Below are 21697 nucleotides of genomic sequence, written 5' to 3' on the forward strand. Positions count from 1 at the left end.
ATGACTGTCTTCAGGATCATTTTCATCACCCTTTCAACCACGGCAGTGGCGGCCACAGGCTATGTCGCCTGGCACGGATACGGCGCGGAAAGCCGGGATCTGGATACATCAGTTCGGGTCGGCAGTGGCGGCGGCGGGTACTATCGGTCAAATCGGATAAAATAACGAGGTATCAATGGATTATCTGGCAGCAATTCAAATTGCAGAGATCATCAGCACGATTTTTTATACGCTTCTGGGTGTTACGCTTATGTGGTGCGTGTGGAAAGTTATCGACTGGATGACACCATTCTCGGTCGTGCATGAGATCGAAAAGGATCAGAACATTGCGCTGGCCATCCTGATTGGGCTGTTGTTTGTGGCGGTGTCCATCATCATCGCGGCTGTCATCCTGTCATGAAAACACCCCGCGCGGTTAAGGCACGCGCCGCGTGGCTTCTGGTTGCGACGTTTCTGGTGGCCGTCGCTGGGTTGATCTATGAGCTGATCGCCGCCACGCTCTCCAGCTATCTGCTGGGGGACTCCGTGCGGCAGTTTTCGCTGGTGATCGGGGTTTTTCTGTCAGCGATGGGGGTAGGGGCCTGGCTATCGCGGTTCGTGACGGATGCTTTCTCGGGCTTTGTCTGGGCGCAGATATTGCTGGGTATCGTCGGCGGTTTCATGGCGCCGGGGCTGTTTCTGAACTACGCGTGGATGGGGCAAGTAGCCTTGCCGCTGTATGCTGCGCTGATTTCAATTGGCATTCTGTCAGGGATGGAGATCCCTCTGATCGCTCGCGTGCTGGAGCAGATCGGCGCATTGAAGTTCCGGTTCGAAAATGTGCTGAGTGTGGACTACATCGGTGCTCTGGTCGCCTCGTTGGCCTTTCCGCTGCTGGTGATCCCGCATCTGGGGCTGATGTCCGCCAGTCTGACCTTTGGCGCGTTAAACCTTGCCGTGGCGGGTCTGTCGCTGCTGGCGTTCCGCGATTGGGCCACGCGGGGGCAGGTGGCTGTATGGGTGCTGGCGTTCACTGCGACGTTGGGGGCGTTGTGGCAATCCGAAAGGCTGGTGTCGATCACCGAAGCCGAGCTGTTCGAAGACGACATCGTTCTATCCGAGGCCACGCCGTATCAGCAGATCACCGTGACCCGGTACCGCGACCGGGTGCGCCTGTTTTTAAATCATTCCATTCAGTTCGATTCGCTGGACGAGCACCGCTATCACGAACCGCTTGTGCATCCGGCCATGGCACTGGCTCCGCGCCGAGGTAACGTTCTGATCCTGGGGGGCGGGGACGGCATGGCCGCCCGCGAGGTGCTGCGCTACGGCGACGTCCAGGCCGTGACGCTGGTGGACCTTGACCCGCGCGTGACCGAGCTGTTCCGGGATCACCCTGAGCTTTCTAGTTTGAACGACACCGCTCTGCGCGATCCGCGTGTAACGATTGTCAACGACGACGCGTGGAAATTTCTGGAACGCGACACGCGACTTTACGATGTCATCATCATTGATCTGCCGGACCCAAAGTCGATAGCGCTGTCGCGGCTCTATACACGGCAATTCTATGGGCTGCTTGCCGAACGGCTGAGCGGGCAGGGCGTCTTTGCCACGCAGGCCGGATCACCGTTCTTTGCCCGGCAGGCCTTTTGGTCGGTGGTCGAAACGCTCGAGGCCAGCCGCAACCCACAACGGCCGGGACAGGGGATGTATGCGGTGCCATATCACAGCTACGTGCCCAGCTTTGGTGAATGGGGCTTCGTGCTGGCCGGGATCGAACCGTTCCGGGATCGGCGGATCACGATGCCTGAGGGGCTGAGTTACCTTGACGATGACGTCTGGCAAGCTGCGCAAGTGTTCGGCGCTGATACAGATCGGATCGAAGCGGAGCCAAACACGCTGCAATCGCACGCCTTGATCGGTTACTACCTAGACGGTTGGGACTACTGGTTCCGTTGATCCGCGCTGAATGCGGGTGATGGTAGACCGGGCAGGGCGCAGTTGGTCTTCAAGATACGCAACCGCTTTGTCCGGGCGCGCATCGCCGCACATGAAGATGTCGATGGCGGCATAGCCTTGTTCGGGCCAGGTGTGGATTGAGATATGTGACTCGGCCAACAGCATTACCCCGGTTACACCGCCATGCCCGCCGAATTTGTGAAAACTGCCGGACAAAACGGTGGCTCCGGCGGCTATTGCTGCACCGGTCAGGGCGCCCTCAATCCGGGCGGCGTCGGTAAGCGCTTGACCCCCATAATAGTCAACCAAAATATGAATGCCCGAGGTGGCGATCTTTAAAGTCATGCCCGGCGTTTACGCGGAAACCTAGCGGTTTGAAAGGCGGGTGTCACTGTGTCCTTAATTTTGGGCACATCTACATTCCCGGACGATATTGCCAAATTGTTCTCACCCTTTCTCTGCGATAGCCGGAAGCAATGACCACACCGACTTTTATGCCGCGCCTAAGAGGCTTCCGTTTCCCGCTTGAAATCATTGCCTATGCGGTGTGGGTATATCATCGGTTTGCTCTCAGCATGCCGGATATCGCGGATCTCCTGGCGGAACGTGCGTCATCGTCAGTCGGGATGCGGATTCGTCTCTGGGTGAACCGTTTCGGGTCCCAGTTTGCGGCTTGTATCCGACGCGGTCGGCCCTGGCCGCACGACAATTGGCATAAGGACGAAGTGGCCGTCCCGATAAACGGCGTGAAACATTGGCTGCGGCGGGCAATCGATGGCAATAGAGATGTACCCGACAGTCTGATCCAGCCTCGCCGTAATGCCAAAGCCGCAAAGCGTTTCTTCGGCCGACTGGTTGCTGCCAATGGCGAACGGCCTTTCGTGATCAAAGACAAGTTGCACAGCTATACCAAGCTGATCAAGCCCATCGCGCCGGGCGCCGACCATCGGCGCACAAGGGACTCAACAATCGGACTGAAGCGTCACATCGGTCGACGCGTTCAAGCTGTGGGAAGGTTATGCTGCCGAACTATCGGCCTGATTGCGCGGGTTCGCGCTTATTCCAATCCACGTCAGATAACTTGGCAATGCCATTTCATCCGGTCAAAGTGGGCTACTCTCGATCAATCACATGATGCGGTGACAATCATTTCGACCTTGAGCACATCACGGGCCAGTTTGGCTTCACCACAGGCGCGGGCCGGGGCGTGACCTTCTGGTACCCAAGCGTCCCAAACAGTGTTCATTTCGGCAAAGTCCGCCATGTCTGCCAGCCAGATCACACATTGCAGAATGCGGGTTTTGTCGCTGCCCGCCTTATCCAGCAGATCCTCGACCTTGGACAGGATTTCGCGGGTCTGCTCTGCAATTGTTGCGGCGCCCGAGGTTTGGCCGCACAGATACGCAACGCCATTATGCTTGACGATCTTGCTCATGCGTTGGCCAGTTTCGATACGGGTGATTGTCATCTCGGATATCTCCTTTACAGAACCTTGCGGTCAAATCGGTCGATGCGGAAGGGCGATAGATTGAACTGGCATTGCCCACCCATCACCAAATCCGCCAGAATCTGCCCCACGACAGGCCCCATCTGAAATCCATGCGCAGAGAAGCCAAACGCGTGGAAGGCACGTGGCGCGTTAACGGCAGTGCCGATGACGGGGAGGTTGTCGGGCAGGTACGCCTCCAGCCCGGCCCACATCCGATTGATGCTGGCCTTGCGCATGATCGGAAAAAACTCTGCCGTGGTGCGGCAGGCTGCGGCCAGCTTGGCATAATCCAGCCGTGTGCGATTGTTGGCGCGATCAGCAAATCCCTTGGCACCACCGCCGATCAACACCGTGCCATTCTCGAACTGCTTGAAACTCAATTGTCGGCTGATCGCACCAACGACCGGCTTGGCAAAATGCGGCATCCGGGCGGTGATCATCAACATCGGAGCGGCATGGCTGAGGGGAACGTTGTCACCGATCATTAGCGCGATTTTATCCGCCCAGGCCCCGGCGCAATTGACGACGGTTTCGGCCTCGTACCTGTGCCGGGCGCCCTGCGCCAACCACGCATCGCCCACGCGGCGGAGCCCCATAACCTCTTCGCCTTCGATCACCTGAGCGCCATAGTTTTCGGCCGCAAGGCGAAATGCAGACGTCGCCTTGAAAGGGATCGCGTACCCGTCTAGCTCCGAGATCATCCCACCAACGCAATTGGGATTCACATGAGGCAATCGTTCCCTGAGTTCGACCTGATCGATGATCCGTTCATGTGTAAATCCGGCGTCATGCATCTTGGCCTCGCGGGCCTGTACGGTCGCCAGGTCCATCTCATCCACTGCGATGTTGACCAGCGTCTGACGGCGAAACCCGGTGTCATGACCCAGTTCTTCATCCAGTGTCTGCCACATTGCCATCGATGCTTTTGACAAAGGAACCTCGGCCATGTCACGCCCCAACAGCCGAACCCCACCTGCGTTGACGCCCGAGGCATGCCGTCCGGAGTAGTCTTTTTCGACCACAATCACCGATGCGCCTTTGCGCGCCAGATGGTAAGCCGTTGCGCAGCCTTGAATGCCACCGCCAATGATCAGAACATCCGCTTTCATTCCGCTGCCTCCGCCTGAACCGTGTCGTACCGGCCCAACTCATCCAAGGTCAGCAGGCGCTGAGGGCTGCGCAGCCGGTAGTACCCGACCTCTTCAGGGCTTTCCGCACGCCACTGCGCCAACAACCCGGCCACGACATGGCCGCATTGCCGGCCCTGACATGGACCCATTCCACACCGTGTCAGGGATTTCAGGGCGTTCGGGTCTCGCGCGCCTTGCTCGAACCCCTTGCGCAAGTCGCCCAATGACTGCTCTTCGCAACGGCAAACCAGAGTTTCTGCATCACGCGGCAAACGCAACGCTTCGGTCGGGCGATACAGGCAGTCGATGAACCGGCGAAACGGTTTCAAGGCCGACAAGTCGTTCAGATCGGCGCGTACCCTTTGATCCCTGTCGGCCTGTGAAATCCGGCCAAGGCGAAACAGGATATTCTGCGCGGCCACACGCCCGGCCGCACGCGCGCCATCTGCACCAATAATTCCAGCGCCATCGCCGGCAACCGAAACATGCGGAACCGAGCTTTGGCCAAACGCATCAACCGAAACCTGCCAGCACATCTGTGCGCTGTTCCAATGATGCGCCAACCCCATCGCCCGGGACATGTTCAGGTTGGGCTGGACGCCATGATGTAGAAATACAGTATTGGCCGAAACCTCGTGCTGCCGGCCCGATGCCGCAAACCGAAGCCCCGCGGCCCTGTTATCACCTATCACCTTTAAGTTCTTGGCGTATCGGAAGGTGGGAATGCCTGAAGCGCGGATTTCCCGCAACAAAGACAAACCCTTGCGTAGATTCCCAACCTGCTGCAGGGCGCGCGGCATAAGGGGTGCTGCGTCGAGATAATGCTGACGCGGGGTCGTATCGACAAGCGCGGCAACCTGTACGCCCAATCGCAGGTATTGTGCCACTATCAGGTACAGCAATGGGCCGGACCCGGCAAAGACAGCTCCGTCCGCAACAACCGCGTCCGACTTGAGCATCACTTGCGCCGCACCAGCTGTCATGACGCCGGGCAAGGTCCAGCCAGGTATTGGCATGGGTCGCTCCATGGCGCCGAGGCACAACAGCATCTCACGGCAATGCAATTCTCGGGTTTCACTCTGATAAGAGAACAGAATGCGACCATCATCCCCCAGATGCCAAACATCTGCTCCGGCAAGATATGTCGCGCCCGATTGCTCGAAGCGAGTGATCAGATCAGCACCTGCCGTATAATCCGGTCCGAGGCTTGCTACATCCGGCAGAGCGCTGTCTGCCGCAGAGCGATAGATCTGCCCCCCTGCCCGATCGGCCCGGTCCAGAACAACAACATTCGTTCCAGCCTGTGCCAATTCAATGGCGGCCGACATACCAGCAGGGCCAGCCCCAATGATCGCGCAATCAAAGGCCTTCATCAATTTCCTCGGAGTCTTCGGTAATGTCCTGTGTCGCGACACTCATGCCATTCGCCACGCGGCGCAAACAGGCTTGTTGGTTGGGGAGGCCATCGATTTCGACCATGCATTCGAAACAGACGCCCATGGCGCAATAAGCGCTTCGCTCTTCACCCGACAAGGCTGCCTTGCGGGTCACGACCTGACCTGCCACGGCCATCGCAGACCAAACCGACTGGCCTTTGCGCGCATTGACCGGTCGACCATTAACGCTCAGCGTCACCAGGTCGTGGTCATCGTCTTGCAAGGATCTGAACATGGCTGATCTCCGTGGACTGGCGGGGGCAAGGCGCGGGGAGGAGCGCGCCTTGCCCATTCGTGGGGCCTGATCGATTAATTGCCGATCTTGTCGAGGATGGACTGGCCCCAATCCTGACCCACGTCCTCGAGGACCTGCGGCCAGACTTGAGCACGCACATGGGCAGCGGTGGCGGCAAGCTCTTCGTTCGTCAGTGACACAATGGTTGCACCATTTTCAGCCAGCTTTTGCTCGAACGCGCCCTGATCGGCCTCGGCGGTGTCCCAGCGCTTGGATTCGAACGCCAGTGCCGCGCTTTCCAACGCGGCGCGATCTTCATCGCTCAGCTCGGCCAGAGTGCCCGAGTTGATGATCATGTACCAAACTTCGAAATGCGTGTTCACGGGCACGTAAGACGTGGTCACATCCCGGAACGAGGCATAGTAGCCCTCGGCACCCGAGCCGACGACACCGTCAACAACACCAGTTTGTACGGCAGTGAACGCCTCGGAGAACGGAATGGGCGACGAGATGTACCCCAGAGCATCCGCGGTCAGCTGAAAGCTCTTGATGCCCGGTACGCGAACCTTGATACCTTTTGCGGTTGTCGGATCGCCCGGGTTCACCGCGTCGGTATTCAGGGCAACGCCGCCGAAATACACCGGATAGGCTGCCAGCATGGTGATATCCTGCTTGGCATAAAGATCCTTCATGGCCGTGTGGATCGCGCCACCGGGACCGTAGATCTTTTTCGCTTCGTCCCAGTTTGCCGCAACATAGGGGAATGCCGAGATTTGCATACGGCGATCAACCGCTGTGGCGGCGGGCTGCACAGCCATGTCGATGGCACCAACCGAAATCCGTTCTTGAACCGAAGTGTAGTCACCCAAGGCGGATGCCGGGAACAGGTTCAGCTCCAGCGAGCCGTTGGTGGCAGCCTTCAACTCATCAGCAAAAGCACTCAGTTCATTGTCGATGGTCGCACCCTGAGGGCGAATATGGCTGATCTTCAGCGTGTCGGCGGCGGCGATGCCCGCAGTTGCGACAACTGCTGCAGCCAGACAGGTGGATTTCAGAAAGTTCATCATGGATAAGTCTCCTCCGTGAATGATGAAAGGGGTGGCTTAGTAGCCAAAGAAACGGGGCAGCCACATCGACAGATCCGGCCAAAAGCTGGTCAGGAAGACGACAGGCAGATATCCCAGCAGGATCAGGGTCATGGCCGGGCGGATCACCTTGGTGACCGGCACCCGACCGATGCGCGCGCCCAGATACAGGATCGAAGCGTAAGGCGGGGTGACGCCGCCCATGGCAGTATTCACACCCATGATCGCGGCAAACTGGATCGGGCTGACCCCGATGGCCTGCATCAGCGGCAACAACAGCGGAGCGATCAAGATGATGGCGGTGACGTCATTCACAACCATTCCGACCAGAAAAAGCAGGATGTTGATCAGCACCAACAGCAGGGCTTTGTTTTCGGTTACAGAAAAGATGGCCTGCACGATGGCCTGCGGCACGCTTTCCAACACGAACATCTGGCTGAGGATCATCGAGAACAGGATCATCAGCATAATTGCACCGACCGACGTGGCGGCCTCTTTGCCCGCACCAAAGAAAGTTTTGATGTCCAATCCCTTATAGATCAGGAAACCCACCGGGATCGCATAGATCACAGCCACGGCGGCGGCCTCGGTCGGTGTCATGATACCACCATAGATACCGCCCAGAATGATCACCGGCATCAACAACGCGGGCGTCGCCTTGAAACCGCGCGAGGATGCCTCGGACACAAAAGCCTGCCCTTTCAGCGGCTCGTTCAATTGCAGGGGAAATTTTCGGGCCATGCGAATATTGACGGCCGAAAAACTTGCCATGATCAGCAGGCCGGGGCCCAGAGTGGCAAGGAAGCAGGCCAGAATGGACGTGTCAGTCACCCAACCATAGACGATCATCGTCACCGAAGGCGGGATCAGCAGACCCAGCAGCGAAGCGTTGGCAATCAGCGCCGTTGCGTATTCGCGAGGATAGCCCTGTTTCTCCATCTCGGGGATTAGCAAGGGACCAATCGCGGCAACGCCGGTTAGCCCTGAACCCGAGATGGCACCAATCAGCGCACAAGAGACGGTGGCGACCACACCCAGACCGCCCCGCAGGTGGCCGATGAAGATATTGACGAAGTTCAGCAGGCTCGCAGCGATGCCCGAGACGGACATGATCGTCCCGGCCAGAACAAACAGCGGAATGGCCAGCAGCACCGGATTGCCAAGCTGCTGAAAGCCCCACAGCATGTTGCCCTTCATGACAACGTCACCGGCGAAATACATCACCATCAGCCCGGCCCCGAAACAGTAGGGCAGCGGCACGCCCAACGTCAGAAGGATGACCAGAACCAGGACGGCGAACAGCGCGATCTCGATCATTGCGCGTCTCCTTCAAGGGTAATAGCGACCGGAGCGAACAGCGCTCGTAGATGCGTCAGCAGGTGCCAGGCGGTGAAGATCATCATCAGCACCATGCCGACAAACAACGCGACATCGACATAGAAGGTCGGAAGGTACAGGGTTGGACTCTCGCGCCAAACACGTATCGAGTATTTGGTGAAATCCCAGGCCCAGGTGGTCAGCCAGAGGCCGACGATCAGGCTGATAACCTCTCCGATTACCGCAAGCACCTGATGCTGCCGTTCGGTGGAGAGAAAGATCTCAAGCACGTTTGCACGGATATGAGTGTTCTCGCGCGAGGCATTGACGGCACCCATCATGTACAGCCACAGCGTGGGATAAAGCAGGCTTTCCTCCAGCCCCATAACGGGGATTTCAAGCACGTACCGCGTGATCACCTGCACGAATTGCCCAATGGCAACCAGGCAGATCAGGACTGTTAGCAGGACACTTGCAAAGCGTGTCATTTTCCCCTCCGTCGGACCGAATGCAGGTGGTGCATTCGTGGCGGGAAAAATTGCTAGCACAGCGCATTAAGTCAAAACGATTAAATTGATTATAAGATAAAGTTACTTTATGCTATGCCGAAAAACTTAAGGTTATCAAAGACAATGAATCTCAGCTTTCGCCAATTACAGGCCTTTCGTGAGGTCATGCGGACAGGTTCAGTGTCCGAGGCTGCCCGAATCCTAGGTCGCACCCAACCGGCCGTCAGCGCGCTGATCGCGAACCTCGAAGCAGAATTGGGGATCGCCCTGTTCCGTCGGCAGCGCAACAAAATGGCCCCTACCCCAGAGGCTCGGTACTTCGTCACTGAGGCTGAGGCGATTCTGGATCGTCTGTCGCTTTCAACCCGGACGATGCGCGAGATTGGTGCACTGACTAAAGGGCGCTTGAACATAGCGTGCATGCCAGCAGCCAGCAGCCTTTTGATGCCACAGCTTCTGGGTGAGTTTTTGTTGGATAAACCAGATGTAAAAGCTTCACTGATGATGCGCGCATCTCCAGTGATCGAAGAGTGGATTGCTTCCCAACAGTACGACATCGGATTGGGTGAAACTCCGAAACCCACCGCAGCAATTGATACCATAGACTTCGACATGAAATGCGTATGTGCGATCCCAGCGGGAGATCCACTGGCCGAACATGATACAGTCCAGGCGCATCACCTGTCGGGCCGTCCTATGGCAGGATTGCAGGAGGGGCACCCGAACCTGATTGCGACCCAGAGGGCATTCGCCAACCAAAAAGCCAGTTTTGCACAACGGTTCGAACTAAGGACCTTTCACCCAGCATTAACTTTGGTGGAAAAAGGACTTTGCTACTGTATCTGCGATCCGATTACCGCAGCCGGATACGCCAATATGCAACCCGAACCGAGACCTATCGTTTTTCGGGCGTTTCATCCCCAAGTCGTTTTAAAGGTCTCGATCATGCAACCTGCACATCGTCCTCCATCTGCGTTGGCAAATGAATTTGTTTTGCAATTGAAGGCAGCTCTCGAACAGATCAACAATCAGCTTTGAGAGCATTGCCAAGTTATCTGACATGGATTGGAATAAGCGTGAGCCCGCGCAATCAGGCCGATAGTTCGGCAGCATAACCTTCCCACAGCTTGAACGCGTCGGTCGATGTGACGCTTCAGTCCGATTGTTGAGTCCCTTGTGCGCCCGATGGTCGGCGCCCGGCGCGATGGCCTTGATCAGCTTGGTATAGCTGCGCAGCTTGTCTGTGATCACGACAGGCGGTTCGCCATTGACAGCAACCAGTCGGCCGAAGAAACGCGTTGCGGCTTTGGCATTACGGCGAGGCTGGATCAGACTGTCGAGTACATCTCCATTGCCATCGATTGCACGCCACAGCCAATGTTTTACGCCGTTGATCGGGGCGATCACTTAGTCCATATGCCATTTGTCGTGCGGCCGGGGCCGGCCGCGTCGGATACAAACCGCAAACTGAGACCCGAAACGGTTCACCCAGTGATAAACCGCATCCCGACTGACGATGACGCGATCAACTGGGCAATGCCGAAGCATCTTCTAATTTCTAGACCTAGCTAGGCTCAGGACCCATTGAATTCCGTAGAGTTTGCCCAGAGCGGCATTCGTTGGTGTAACAGTGAGTGACCCCGACACGCGATATTAAAAGGTCGCATGTCGGGAGACCAGAGCATCCTAGATGAAGAACGCTTTGGGAGGGAACCTATTTTTTGTTGTGGAAGATAAACCCGATGAAGTTCAGCAAAAGCTGCGCTGCAAGGATCTGTGTGCTTTCGGCGGGATCGTAGGCGGGGGCAACCTCGACCAGATCGATGCCAACAACGTCTCCACGTTTGCTTAGTCCCTGAAGAATCTCTAAGACATCATAGTACTGGAACCCGCCGTGGCTGGGTGTGCCGGTACCCGGCGCGATCGACGGACAGAAGGCGTCGATATCGATGGTGACGTAATAGCGGCTGCCCTCAGGAATGCGATCCAGAACGCCCTGCGTCCCAAGCTTGCGGACCTGTCGTACTGACAAGATGTCCGAACCGCGCGCACGAGCATCGTCATAACCTTCTTTCGCGGTCGAGGATACGTTGCGGATGCCCAACTGGGTCATGCCCGAAACATAGTCTTTCTCGATAGCCCGGCGCATCGGGTTTCCATGGCCTTCCGTCACACCGTGGCGTTCATCGACAAAATCAAGGTGAGCGTCGATCTGGATCACATGGATCGGGCCATTTTTAGCGCAATCCTCTTCGTAGGCTCGTATGCATGGGATGTTCACCGAATGATCGCCACCGATGGTGACCGGTATGGCGCCTGCATCCAGGATTTTCTTGACCCCGTATTCGATGTTGGCGTGGCTTTCCTCGGTCTTGGTGTGGATGATATCCGCATCACCCAGATCGACGATGCGCACGTCGCTGCCCAAGTAGGTGGCATCGTCTTCGTGATCATAAGCACCTGCGTGGCCAAAGCTGAACAATGTCGATGCCTCGCGCACCGCGCGCGGGCCAAACCGCGCTCCGGAACGGAACTGACATCCGAAATCGTACGGCGCACCAAGGATTGCCACATCGGCATCGATCTCGTCCCAGTTCTCCACGTAAGGTTTCTTGCCAAAGGTCGAGATGCCGACAAAAGGCAAGTTCAGACGACCAGCTTCATAACCATGTCCTGACATGATTTCTCCGTTTCATTATTGGTTAACGATAAGCCAGTTCCGGCAGGAACAGGGCGATTTGAGGGAAGGCGACCAGCAGCCCGGTCACAATTAGCAGTATGATCAGGAACGGCGGTACGCCGCGCACAACTTCGACAAAGGGTCGGCGGAAAACTGCGATTGCTGTGAACAAGTTGCAGCCGAACGGGGGTGTTGCCGCTCCGATGGCGACCTGCAGGGTGATCAGCACACCAACCAGCACCGAATCAAGCCCGGCTGCTTTGATCATGGGGGCAAAGATTGGCACCAGGATCAGGATGACCACGATCGAATCCACGAACATACAGCCAACAAAGAACGCAATGTTGACGGCCAGCAGGGTCATCAGTGGCCCAGCCTCGGACAGTCCCAGCGATGCAATGATCTGTTGCGGCACCTGGGCAAAGCTGAGCGTCCAGCTAAATGCCGCTCCGGCTGCGATCAGGATGAAGACAACAGAGGTGATCGCACCTGTAGACAGGGCGATATCCCATAGATCGGACAGTTTAACCGAACGGAAAATCACCAGTTCCAGCACCACAGCGTAGAGCACGCAAATTGCTGCCGCCTCGGTGGGTGAGAATATTCCGCCGTAAATACCGCCAACGATGATTGCGGGAAAGCCCATCGGCCACAAGGCCCGACGCATGGCAGTAAAGCGCTTTCCCCAGTCTTCACGGGGAAGGACTGGAATGTCGTAGCGATAGGCATAGACCATGCAATAGACCGAGAACAGCACCACGATCAGGAGGCCGGGAACGATGCCCGCTATGAACAGTTGCGAGATAGAAGTGCCCGAAACCACACCATAGATGATCATGCCGATGGATGGGGGGATCAGGTAGGCCAGATCGGCCGCATTCACGATCAGTCCGATGGAAAAGCTGTCGGAATAACCCGATTTCAGCATGCGCGGACGCATGGCGCCACCAATGGCAACAACGGTTGCCTGTGTCGATCCGCAGACCGCTCCGAACAGGGCGCAGGCCGACGTGACCGAAATTGCCAGCCCGCCCTTGATATGCCCCATAAAGCTCATGACCACGTCAATCAGGCGGTTGGCCGAATGGCCGCGGGTTATGATGTCAGCAGCCAGAATGAACATCGGGACCGCAATCAACGCTGCGGGTTTAACCCCGCCAATCATTTGTTGGATCAGGATTTGCATGTTCATGTCCGGGAAATATATCAAAAACCCAAGCACCGCCGCCGAGATCAGCGGCATTTTCATCGGAAACCCCGCCAGTAGAAGCAATACCATCACTGCCAACATCAACTCGGTCATAGCTTCGCCTCCTCTGAATTTTCTGATTCCTCATGTCGGCGAATTGCCGCGGCAGTCTCGGGGTCCTCGTAGCTGTCTATTTCCAGATACGAGACATAGACCTCTTCTTCTGCAAAGTTCAAATTTCGGATCGCGGTCAGAAGATATTGGAAGGATGTCAGGGCCAAGCCGATCACCACCCAGACATATGTCAGATAAAGCGGTAATTGCAGCGCGGGAGTGATGCGGCCGCGCGATGCGACTTTCTGAACATATTCAAGCGCGTACCAGGCCAGGACGGCCATCACCAGCGACGTGGTTGCCGCGATGATTACCATCAACCCCTTGCGCGCTTTGATTGGCAGAGCATCATAGATTGCCGACATCCGGATGTGGATACCTTTGCGGGTGGCATATCCGAGCCCCATGAAAGTCACGATCACAATCAGGAATTCGTTGAGTTCTTCAGAGAAATAGATGGACTGGTTGAACACGTAACGCCCAAAGACATTGGCGATCGTATTCGCGGCCATCAGGATTATCCCCCAGCTCAGGATCCAGACCTCGACCCGTCCGATGACGGCATCAATCTTACCCAAAAAGCCGAAAGGAGTGGCAGTACCGCTTTGCATGGTGTCCCTCCCTTTTGAAAATCCTCACGCGTCGTGCGCGTGAGGACGTTTTGTGAGTGGTATGGGATCAGTTGCCCAGTTCGGTCTGAAGCGCGTCCAGCAATTCCTGGCCGCGGGCACCTACGATTTCGACATAGGCAGCCGAGGTATCCGTGCTTTGGGCGCGGAAGACATCACGCTCTTCTTCGGTCAGAACAACCAGTCCGATATCGGGCTTGGCTTCCTTGATGATGTCGAGACGCTTTTGGTTGAAGTCGGATACAACACCATCGATGAAACCGGTCATGTCGGCCATGGTATTGCGCACAAGCTGCTGGCGGTCTGGGCTGAGCGTTTCAAACCAGTCAGACCCTGCCACGACTGTAGTGACCAGTTCCTGTTCACCGGCCCAGATCAGGTGGCTGGTGACTTCGTAGAACTTCATTTCTTCAATGGTCGGAATCGGATTTACCTGACCGTCGACAGCCCCCAGCTGCAGCGCTCCAAAAACCTCGCCGAATGGCAACGGGGTCGGGCTGGCCCCCATGTTTTTGTAGGTTTCCAGCAGGATCGGAGACACCATCACGCGCATCTTGAAGTTCTCAAAATCCTCAGGTGTACGGATTTCGCGGTTGGTGGTCCAAACCTGCGGGCCTTCCGAATACATTGTCAGAACTTCCAGGCCGCGCTGGCGGAAGTCTTCGTTCAAAGGCCCGTAGATGGTTTCCGAGCTGCTAAGGATATTCGATGTCGCAGCCGGGTCGGACGGCAACAAGTAAGGCAGCAGGAAGACCTGGCTTTCAGGTACGATGGTGCCAAGGTTGCCAATCGATACGTTGGTGAACTGGATGATGCCGTCGGCCGCCTGCTCAACAGTTTCGGTGGGTGTTCCCAGAGTGCCCATCGGGTAGACGGTTACGGTCACTTCGCCATCGGTCGCCGCTTCGATGCGCGATTTGAACTCCTGCGCATAGGCATCCATGATCGAGCCCGGGATTTCTTCGATGGCAAACTTCCAGTCTTCTGCGAGAGCGCAGATTGGTGCCAGGCTGAACAGTGCTGCCGCAACTGTCATTTTGGATTTGTTAAAAGAGAAACTCACGCGAATGTCCTCCCATTTCGCTTTGCTAACCAAGGATGGATGAGGACAAAAACAGCACGGTTTATTTCATGAAAAAATACTATCTTGATTATCTTTACATAAAAGATTCTCATGTAACTAAAGTCTGAACGGACATACAATTGAAACTGCTCAGAAATACACTTCTCGAAACTTTTGTTGCCGTCGTGGATTGTGGCGGTTTTACCGATGCTCAGTTCACTTTGGGCATCACGCAATCTGCCATCAGCATTCGAATACGCGATCTGGAAACGGCACTTGGTTACAGGGTGTGCGAACGTGGGCGCGGAGGATTCCGTCTTACAGAACGGGGTGAGATTGCCTATCAAAAGGCAAGAGATATCCTACGCAGTGCACGTGATTTCGATGCGGAGCTACTGGAACTACGGGATGTTACGACCGGTGATTTGAGGATCGGCGTCGTAGATGCTGTCAACACTCTCGCCGATTTGAACTTTGGAAAGTCGCTAAAACGATTCCTGGATCGACCAAACGATGTTCGCCTGGAAATCGTCGTCGCCTCGCCCACAGAACTTACACAACAGTTGATTACTGGTGAATTGCATGTTGCGATAGCACCTTTCCGTAATCAAGTTTCCGAACTTACCTATACCAAGCTATGCGAGGAAGAGCACAGGCTCTATTGCGGCCGCGACCACCCTTTGTTCGAATTGCCAAATGACCAGATCGATCTCAACGTCATCTCGGGCTATCAGATTTGTCAAAGGTCCTACAGCATGCTGGTATCTCCCGAGCTTCAATCCACTGACCCGAAGGCAATCGTGGCGAATATGGAGGCAATGGCGACACTCATTGAAACCGGACACTTCCTTGGGCCATTGCCTGTCCACTTTGTGGAAAGCAGAGCGCAGAACGTGATGCTCCGCGAACTGGCGCCGAACAGGCTGCATTGGACCTCTACCTTCTACTTGGCAACACGATCCACAAGCCTCCTCCGGCGGTCAGTCGAACTTTTCGTTGAAGATGTGGTTCAGTCTTGTGGGGGGAACACCTAGCTACAAAAATGTCGGAGTAAAATCTGACCAGCCGATGTCGCTTACCAAAGGCTGCTTTGAGGCGTCTATCAACCATTAGATGAGCCTGCAGAAACGGTCGAGTTGGGCTCAGAGCCACCATTGGATCAATCGCAACATCTATTCGACTGCCCTACCTCACTCAGGTTTGGAACGGCTTTTGGCTGCTATTGGTCGGCCAGTATGTTCTCAGCGGTGCACGCCTTTGGAAAAGACATTCGCTGCACGCGCGAAAACAGTTACTGGCGAATTCAAAGGCTGTGTGACTAAGCCACCGTATGGCAGCACAGCTTGGGCTGTTTCATACGACCTAAATGGGTATGAAATATTAAGCGAATGGAGACCGCATTCGCTTTGAAATGCCAACCAAAGCAGACTATATTCCTGCAGAAAAAAAATGAGACCACCCGATTTATTCTTGTGGGCAATGTTTTGTTTTTTTGTGAATCAATTTCGAATGCTTAATGACCAAATCAGTCAATTCTGGTCGGCATGACCCGCAGTTCGTTCCAGCCTGAAGGGTATCCCCGATTTCGTCCACACTCATCAAATGTTTGTCGTGAATAGCACGGATGATAGTTCTTAGTCCGACATCGAAACACGAACAGACGATTGGTCCGCAATCTTCCGAAGATGCGGATGAACGACCAGACAAAATTTGCTGGGGCGCAACCTCTGGCAAAGCTGCCAAGTAATCTCGCATCAGTGTGATAGGTTCGCGGGATACGAAGAGCACCGCTAAAATACGCTGCCCTTTAGACAGCGCAATTCTGAACGTGCCACGCTTTGCATCTTCTATAGAAGTGGCCACGGCATCGGGTAACCCAAACCAGTCCCGGGCAGTGCTTTCCCAATCTTTGATGATTTGTTTTCCTGCGATTTCCATCCTGTAGCCGCTGGTCGTTTTGGCGATTGCCCAATACTCTGCTTCAGGCGAGGCGGCATCGACTGAAACAGCAAAACCATACCAAGCAGCATTCATACGTCGTATAGAAACTACTGTTGCCTTACTCTCCGGTTGCCCGGAAACCGGATCGGTCACACTCGGAACAAGCGCATTTACGCGAGCAGCAGGGGCCGTTTCGCCCGTCCAGTGAATAGGCGCGAACACTTGACCGGGTGCGATAGCTTCCGTGACACGAAGCCGAAAGATACCGCTTCCAATGGAACTGCTAATTTCGACCAAATCGGCTGTACTGAGACCCAACCGACCAACGTCCTTCGGGTTAACTTCCACATATGGCTCGGCAAGATGGGCTGATAGACGAGGCGACAATCCAGAACGGGTCATAGTGTGCCACTGATCCCGATTTCGCCCTGTGTTCAATTTGTACGGGTATTGTTCTGACGTTTCCGCCTTGGGCGGCCTGTAGGTTACGGCTACGAAACGCGCTTTCTTATCAGGATGAAAAAACTGCCCGTCACCGAAAAACCGACCATCCGCAGGGTGCGATCTTGTCGGCCAACGTGTCGGGCTAAGCGCCTCATATTCCTCATCTTCAATGTTGGAAAGTTTTGCAACGTCGAGATCCTTGCCAAATGACACGGCAAGAGAAGTCATATCTGCATATTCACGAAAAATCTGCGCCGGAGACTCATAGCAGAAAGCTTTAGTCCACCCCATTCGGCGACCCACCTCAGCCAAGATCTCCCAATCGAAACGCGCTTGACCCGGAGGCTCTAAGACGGCGCGTTGTCTGCTGATCGTGCGGTCGGAATTAGTTACTGTACCGCTTTTTTCGCCCCAACCGGCCGCCGGCAGCAACACATCTGCGATACGCGCGGTGTCTGTTTCGGCAGTCAGGTCGCTTACAACCGTGAAGGGGCAATTTTCGATAGCTGCCCCCACTCTGTCTGCGTCTGGCATCGTGGCCGCTGGGTTGGTGTGGATGATCCAAAGCGCCTTGATCTGCCCGTCCTCGATAGACTGGAACAGATCGACCGCTTTCAATCCCTGCTTTTGGGGGACTTTTGGCGAATTCCAGAAATGTTGGACCGCCCGGCGATGGTCGTCATTTTCAATATCCAGATGGCAAGCGAGCATGTTGGCCAAACCACCCACCTCTCGACCACCCATCGCGTTGGGTTGGCCGGTGACAGAAAACGGACCCATACCTTCGCGTCCGATCCGGCCGGTGGCGAGATGGCAATTCAGAATGGCATTCACCTTATCCGTCCCACTGGAGGATTGGTTGACGCCTTGACTGAAAACAGTCACCACACGCTCTGTTTTGATCCAGAGATCGCAAAATGCCTTGATGTTGCGGGGGTCCAAACCCGTGACCGCCGGATCATCATTCAGGGCAGCATTTACGGCATCAGCAAACCCGACGGTTCGACTTAAAAACGGTGTATCAAACTTCCCGTCCGCGTGAATTCTGGTCAATAGATAATTGAACAGGGCCACATCGCTGCCGGATTTGAGCGCTAGGTGTAGGTCCGCTTGATCGCAACTTGCGGTGCGACGCGGGTCTATGACGACTATCTTTGTACCTCGTGACTGTCGCGCCACCAGAATTCGCTGATAAAGAACCGGGTGACACCACGCGAGATTGGACCCTACCAGAACAACAAGATCCGCCTGGTCCAAATCCTCGTAGGTGCCAGGTACCGTGTCCGTCCCAAACGCACGTTTGTGCCCTGCCACAGTCGATGCCATGCAAAGCCGAGAGTTGGTGTCAATGTTGGCCGAACCGATGAACCCCTTCATTAGCTTATTTGCGACGTAGTAGTCCTCTGTCAGCAATTGGCCAGAGACATAGAAGGCGACGCTATCGGGGCCGTAAGCTTCAATTGTTGAGGAGAAGCGATCTGCCACCAATTGCAGCGCTTCATCCCAAGAGGCGTCCTTCCCATAAGCACGCGGGGCGAGCAGGCGGTGATCCTGTCCGACGGTTTCACCCAACGCCATGCCTTTTGAACACAAACGACCATAATTCGCTGGGTGATCCGGATCGCCACGAACAGCCAACCCTCCAGCGCCGTCCGGGCGTAGAAGAACGCCGCATCCGACACCGCAATAAGCGCAGGTCGAACGAACCTCGGGAAAGCCACTGCCGTCCATCAGGCTGCACTCCTCCGGGTTACCGCACTATCATCCAACAAGATTCGACCGCCTTCGAGGCGCACCGGATAAGTGTCGATCCTGCCACTATCGGTCCCCTGAGCTTCTCCTGAATTCAAGTCGAAGACCCAGTTGTGCAGAGGGCAGGTGACCGATTGCCCATGCACGATGCCCTCGGACAGCGGCCCGCCCTTGTGAGGACAACTGTTGGTGGCGGCGAAGACCTCGGCCTCGGCGGTGCGAAAGACAGCAATGCAGCCAAAATGTGTTTTCACGAGCCGCGCTCCGCGCAGGGGAACCTCGTCGATATGTCCAATGTCGATCCAGCTCATTCGGCGGCCTCCAGTGTGAAATCTGCAATCGGCGCATAGCTCTGCGCTTTTTCATTAACGTGTTCAGCCCACGGGTCTTTGCGGTAGATGCTTTGCGACAGTTCAAACCGGGCGACCAACGCGGCGCGGTTTTCAAGGTTGTCTACGACCTGAGCCTTGGCCCAGTCTATGCCCACTTTGCCCAGCCATTTGTAAAGCCTATCCAGGTACTTGCCGCCTTCGCGATAGGCCTGCGTGACGGCCATTACGACCTCAATCGCTTCGTCTTCGGTGGGGACCTGGCACAGCAGTTCGGTCTCTTTTACGTCCATACCTGCGGCTCCGCCGATGCTGATCTGATAACCCGAGTCTACACAAACAACGCCGATGTCCTTGCACGTCGCCTCAGCGCAGTTTCGAGGGCAACCGGACACGGCAAGCTTCAACTTATGGGGCGTCCAAGATCCCCACAGGATTTTCTCGAGCTTGATACCAAGGCCGGTGCTGTCCTGCGTTCCAAACCGGCAATGATCTGTCCCGACACAGGTTTTGACCGTACGCAGACCTTTGGAATAAGCGTGACCCGAGACCAGACCCGCTTTGTTCAGATCCGACCAAATCGCTGGCAGGTCCTCACCCTTCACGCCCAGCAGGTCGATGCGCTGACCACCGGTGACTTTCACTGTGGGCACATCATACCTGTCTGCAGCATCCGCAATCGCGCGCAGTTCTTCAGGGGTGGTGATTCCGCCCCACATGCGCGGAACGACGCTGAAGGTGCCATCCTTCTGGATGTTGGCGTGTTTGCGTTCGTTGACGAACCGGCTTTGTGGATCGTCCTGATATTCCAGTGGCCAGTCCGCCAGTAGGTAGTAGTTGATCGCCGGGCGGCAGACATGGCAGCCGTTTGGTGTGGTCCAACCGAGTTCCTGCCAGACAGCGGCCTGACTTTTTAGCTCCTGCCCTTTGATCAGACGGCGTACATCTTCATGTGTTAGATCGGTGCAACCACAGATCGGTTGCGCCGCTGGCATCTGGAAGTCATCGCCCAGAGTGACTTGCAAGACTTGCTCAACCAGCCCCGTACAGGTCCCGCAGGAAGCGCTGGCCTTGGTGCATGCACGCACCGCGCCCAGATCGCTGGCCCCTGCATTGATCGCCTCAACAATCTCGCCTTTGCATACGCCGTTGCAGCCGCAAATCTCCGCCTCAGGCGGCAATGCTGCAACGGCTGAGAGAGGGTCCGCAGTGTCGCCTCCCTGATAGGCCGGGCCAAAAATCAGCGTCTCACGCATGTCTTCGATGCAGGTGCCATCCTTGATCAGGCCAAAGAACCAGCTGCCATCGGCGGTATCGCCATACATGACAGCACCCACCAGCCGATCCTCTTCGACCACAAGGCGTTTGTAGACGCCGCGCGAGGGGTCGCGGAATACGATATCCTCTCGTCCTGGCCGGTCCGCGAAATCCCCCGCGCTGAACAGATCGCAGCCGGTCACTTTCAGCTTGGTCGAGAGCGTTTTCTGTACGAACGCAGCCTCTTCCACAAGCAACGATTGCGCTGCGACCTTGGCTTGATCGTAAAGCGGCGCAACAAGACCGAAGATTTCTCCGTCATGCTCGACGCACTCACCCACTGCGTAGACGTCCGGGTCCGAAGTCAGCATCTGGTCGTCCACATGGATACCGCGCCCTGTGGCCAGACCAGCCTCTTGCGCCAGTGTGGTGTTGGGTCTGATACCCACTGCCATGACCAACAGGTCACAGGGCAGTTCGGTTCCGTCTTCCAGCAATAGCGCGCGGACCTTTCCATTCCGGCCGAGGATTTCTTTGGAGTTCGCCTGCAGGCAAATCTTGATGCCTTTGTCTTCCAGTGATTTCTTCAGCAGGTAGCCTGCGGCTTCGTCCAACTGGCGCTCCATGAGGTGGCCCATGATGTGCACCACGGTGACATCAACGCCATGTGCTGCCATACCGGCCGCGGCCTCAAGACCCAGTAACCCGCCGCCAATGACGACCACCTTATTGTCAGGGCCCATGCCCATCATCCGCTGGGTGTCTTCCAGATCGCGATAGGCGATCACTCCCTCCAGATCGTGGCCGGGCAGAGGGATGATGAACGGGTTCGACCCGGTCGCGATCACCAGTTTATCGTAGGGCACATGTCCGTTGACGCCCTCGACCACCTTCATCTCACGGTCGATCTTGGCCACCTGTTCGCCAAAGCGGCAGGAGATACCGCGCTCGGCATACCAGGCGTCGTCATGGGTGATGATCTCTTCAAAGGTTTTCTCACCCGACAGAACCGGGCTGAGCATGATGCGGTTGTAGTTGCCGCGTGGCTCTGCGTTGAAAAGGGTGATGTCGAACGCATCTGGTGCGGCGTCGGTCAGGTGTTCCAGCATCCGGCCTGATGCCATTCCGGCACCTATGACAACAAGTCTTTGTTTCATGGG

The 21697-nt window shown here is 56.1% G+C and carries 20 protein-coding genes and 2 pseudogenes; 6 read left to right on the top strand and 16 right to left on the bottom strand.

Annotated elements, in window-relative coordinates; all coding sequences use genetic code 11:
- From GOW93_RS11335 to GOW93_RS11345, 3 genes are read left to right on the top strand one after another with little or no spacing between them, the layout of a single operon-like run.
- The gene (locus GOW93_RS11335) at positions 1–165 is read left to right on the top strand and encodes a hypothetical protein (RefSeq protein WP_170384138.1); all 165 of its coding nucleotides are present in this window, start codon (positions 1–3) and stop codon (positions 163–165) included.
- 10 nt (positions 166–175) lie between these two features.
- Entirely contained in the window at positions 176–400 is a 225-nt protein-coding gene (locus GOW93_RS11340) for a DUF350 domain-containing protein (RefSeq protein WP_170384140.1), read from the top strand.
- Positions 397–1938, top strand: coding sequence for a polyamine aminopropyltransferase (locus GOW93_RS11345; protein WP_170384142.1), 1542 nt, complete (start codon positions 397–399; stop codon positions 1936–1938). The genes GOW93_RS11340 and GOW93_RS11345 overlap by 4 nt, the downstream gene beginning before the upstream one ends.
- Here the strand turns inward: GOW93_RS11345 and speD are convergent.
- Complete coding sequence (gene speD / locus GOW93_RS11350) at positions 1909–2283, bottom strand: adenosylmethionine decarboxylase (RefSeq protein ID WP_170384144.1); 375 nt, start codon at positions 2281–2283, stop codon at positions 1909–1911. The genes GOW93_RS11345 and speD overlap by 30 nt on opposite strands.
- A gap of 131 nt (positions 2284–2414) precedes the next feature.
- Here speD and GOW93_RS11355 point away from each other — a divergent pair.
- A pseudogene (locus GOW93_RS11355) lies at positions 2415–2938 on the top strand (IS6 family transposase); the annotation flags it as partial.
- 123 nt (positions 2939–3061) lie between these two features.
- On the opposite strand, the gene GOW93_RS11360 reads toward GOW93_RS11355, so the two are convergent.
- From GOW93_RS11360 to GOW93_RS11390, 7 genes are all read right to left on the bottom strand, one after another.
- Positions 3062–3406 (bottom strand): RidA family protein, encoded by a 345-nt coding sequence (locus GOW93_RS11360; protein ID WP_170384148.1) that lies wholly within the window; start codon positions 3404–3406, stop codon positions 3062–3064.
- Positions 3407–3420: 14 nt separating this feature from the next.
- Positions 3421–4536, bottom strand: coding sequence for an NAD(P)/FAD-dependent oxidoreductase (locus GOW93_RS11365; protein ID WP_170384150.1), 1116 nt, complete (start codon positions 4534–4536; stop codon positions 3421–3423).
- The gene (locus tag GOW93_RS11370; protein WP_170384152.1) at positions 4533–5930 is read right to left on the bottom strand and encodes an NAD(P)/FAD-dependent oxidoreductase; all 1398 of its coding nucleotides are present in this window, start codon (positions 5928–5930) and stop codon (positions 4533–4535) included. Before GOW93_RS11370 ends, GOW93_RS11365 begins: the two co-directional genes overlap by 4 nt.
- Entirely contained in the window at positions 5917–6228 is a 312-nt protein-coding gene (locus GOW93_RS11375; RefSeq protein ID WP_170384154.1) for a (2Fe-2S)-binding protein, read from the bottom strand. Before GOW93_RS11375 ends, GOW93_RS11370 begins: the two co-directional genes overlap by 14 nt.
- A gap of 74 nt (positions 6229–6302) precedes the next feature.
- The gene (gene dctP, locus GOW93_RS11380; RefSeq protein ID WP_170384156.1) at positions 6303–7295 is read right to left on the bottom strand and encodes a TRAP transporter substrate-binding protein DctP; all 993 of its coding nucleotides are present in this window, start codon (positions 7293–7295) and stop codon (positions 6303–6305) included.
- Positions 7296–7331: 36 nt separating this feature from the next.
- Entirely contained in the window at positions 7332–8630 is a 1299-nt protein-coding gene (locus GOW93_RS11385) for a TRAP transporter large permease (RefSeq protein WP_170384157.1), read from the bottom strand.
- Positions 8627–9118 (bottom strand): TRAP transporter small permease, encoded by a 492-nt coding sequence (locus GOW93_RS11390; protein ID WP_170384159.1) that lies wholly within the window; start codon positions 9116–9118, stop codon positions 8627–8629. The genes GOW93_RS11385 and GOW93_RS11390 overlap by 4 nt, the downstream gene beginning before the upstream one ends.
- Before the next feature lie 144 nt (positions 9119–9262).
- Here GOW93_RS11390 and GOW93_RS11395 point away from each other — a divergent pair, with 144 nt between their 5' ends.
- Positions 9263–10177: a LysR substrate-binding domain-containing protein gene (locus GOW93_RS11395; RefSeq protein ID WP_170384161.1), complete on the top strand. Its 915-nt coding sequence runs from the start codon at positions 9263–9265 to the stop codon at positions 10175–10177.
- A 93-nt stretch (positions 10178–10270) separates the two neighbouring features.
- Here GOW93_RS11395 and GOW93_RS11400 read toward each other — a convergent pair.
- The 5 genes and pseudogenes from GOW93_RS11400 to GOW93_RS11420 form a co-directional block, all read right to left on the bottom strand.
- Positions 10271–10660, bottom strand: a pseudogene (locus GOW93_RS11400) (IS6 family transposase); the annotation flags it as partial.
- Positions 10661–10853: 193 nt separating this feature from the next.
- A complete protein-coding gene (gene speB / locus GOW93_RS11405; protein ID WP_170384163.1) occupies positions 10854–11819 on the bottom strand; it encodes an agmatinase in 966 nt (321 codons plus the stop codon).
- Positions 11820–11841: 22 nt separating this feature from the next.
- A complete protein-coding gene (locus tag GOW93_RS11410; RefSeq protein ID WP_170384164.1) occupies positions 11842–13122 on the bottom strand; it encodes a TRAP transporter large permease in 1281 nt (426 codons plus the stop codon).
- On the bottom strand, positions 13119–13733 hold the full coding sequence (locus GOW93_RS11415) for a TRAP transporter small permease (RefSeq protein ID WP_170384166.1): 615 nt from the start codon (positions 13731–13733) through the stop codon (positions 13119–13121). Before GOW93_RS11415 ends, GOW93_RS11410 begins: the two co-directional genes overlap by 4 nt.
- 67 nt (positions 13734–13800) lie before the next feature.
- On the bottom strand, positions 13801–14814 hold the full coding sequence (locus GOW93_RS11420) for a TRAP transporter substrate-binding protein DctP (protein WP_368039662.1): 1014 nt from the start codon (positions 14812–14814) through the stop codon (positions 13801–13803).
- Between the two features lie 140 nt (positions 14815–14954).
- Between GOW93_RS11420 and GOW93_RS11425 the strand changes: the two genes are divergently transcribed.
- On the top strand, positions 14955–15848 hold the full coding sequence (locus GOW93_RS11425; RefSeq protein WP_170384168.1) for a LysR family transcriptional regulator: 894 nt from the start codon (positions 14955–14957) through the stop codon (positions 15846–15848).
- A gap of 430 nt (positions 15849–16278) precedes the next feature.
- Here GOW93_RS11425 and GOW93_RS11430 read toward each other — a convergent pair whose 3' ends face one another.
- Genes GOW93_RS11430 through nirB form a run of 3 tightly spaced genes read right to left on the bottom strand, consistent with a single transcriptional unit; the run spans position 16279 to position 21694 of the window.
- A complete protein-coding gene (locus GOW93_RS11430; protein WP_170384170.1) occupies positions 16279–18930 on the bottom strand; it encodes a nitrate reductase in 2652 nt (883 codons plus the stop codon).
- Positions 18930–19262, bottom strand: a complete 333-nt coding sequence (gene nirD / locus GOW93_RS11435) for a nitrite reductase small subunit NirD (protein ID WP_170384172.1) — start codon at positions 19260–19262, stop codon at positions 18930–18932. The genes GOW93_RS11430 and nirD overlap by 1 nt, the downstream gene beginning before the upstream one ends.
- Complete coding sequence (nirB, locus tag GOW93_RS11440; protein WP_170384174.1) at positions 19259–21694, bottom strand: nitrite reductase large subunit NirB; 2436 nt, start codon at positions 21692–21694, stop codon at positions 19259–19261. The genes nirD and nirB overlap by 4 nt, the downstream gene beginning before the upstream one ends.
- Positions 21695–21697: the final 3 nt, after the last annotated feature.

Origin of the sequence: Ruegeria atlantica (genome assembly GCF_013032455.1) — a bacterium.
GTDB lineage: Bacteria > Pseudomonadota > Alphaproteobacteria > Rhodobacterales > Rhodobacteraceae > Ruegeria > Ruegeria atlantica_B.

Coding starts and splice junctions, on each gene's coding strand:
- GOW93_RS11335 (WP_170384138.1), top strand. CDS start 1: ATGACTGTCTTCAGGATCATTTTCATCACCCTTTCAACCACGGCAGTG.
- GOW93_RS11340 (WP_170384140.1), top strand. CDS start 176: ATGGATTATCTGGCAGCAATTCAAATTGCAGAGATCATCAGCACGATT.
- GOW93_RS11345 (WP_170384142.1), top strand. CDS start 397: ATGAAAACACCCCGCGCGGTTAAGGCACGCGCCGCGTGGCTTCTGGTT.
- speD (WP_170384144.1), bottom strand. CDS start 2,283: ATGACTTTAAAGATCGCCACCTCGGGCATTCATATTTTGGTTGACTAT.
- GOW93_RS11360 (WP_170384148.1), bottom strand. CDS start 3,406: ATGACAATCACCCGTATCGAAACTGGCCAACGCATGAGCAAGATCGTC.
- GOW93_RS11365 (WP_170384150.1), bottom strand. CDS start 4,536: ATGAAAGCGGATGTTCTGATCATTGGCGGTGGCATTCAAGGCTGCGCA.
- GOW93_RS11370 (WP_170384152.1), bottom strand. CDS start 5,930: ATGAAGGCCTTTGATTGCGCGATCATTGGGGCTGGCCCTGCTGGTATG.
- GOW93_RS11375 (WP_170384154.1), bottom strand. CDS start 6,228: ATGTTCAGATCCTTGCAAGACGATGACCACGACCTGGTGACGCTGAGC.
- dctP (WP_170384156.1), bottom strand. CDS start 7,295: ATGATGAACTTTCTGAAATCCACCTGTCTGGCTGCAGCAGTTGTCGCA.
- GOW93_RS11385 (WP_170384157.1), bottom strand. CDS start 8,630: ATGATCGAGATCGCGCTGTTCGCCGTCCTGGTTCTGGTCATCCTTCTG.
- GOW93_RS11390 (WP_170384159.1), bottom strand. CDS start 9,118: ATGACACGCTTTGCAAGTGTCCTGCTAACAGTCCTGATCTGCCTGGTT.
- GOW93_RS11395 (WP_170384161.1), top strand. CDS start 9,263: ATGAATCTCAGCTTTCGCCAATTACAGGCCTTTCGTGAGGTCATGCGG.
- speB (WP_170384163.1), bottom strand. CDS start 11,819: ATGTCAGGACATGGTTATGAAGCTGGTCGTCTGAACTTGCCTTTTGTC.
- GOW93_RS11410 (WP_170384164.1), bottom strand. CDS start 13,122: ATGACCGAGTTGATGTTGGCAGTGATGGTATTGCTTCTACTGGCGGGG.
- GOW93_RS11415 (WP_170384166.1), bottom strand. CDS start 13,733: ATGCAAAGCGGTACTGCCACTCCTTTCGGCTTTTTGGGTAAGATTGAT.
- GOW93_RS11430 (WP_170384170.1), bottom strand. CDS start 18,930: ATGGACGGCAGTGGCTTTCCCGAGGTTCGTTCGACCTGCGCTTATTGC.
- nirD (WP_170384172.1), bottom strand. CDS start 19,262: ATGAGCTGGATCGACATTGGACATATCGACGAGGTTCCCCTGCGCGGA.
- nirB (WP_170384174.1), bottom strand. CDS start 21,694: ATGAAACAAAGACTTGTTGTCATAGGTGCCGGAATGGCATCAGGCCGG.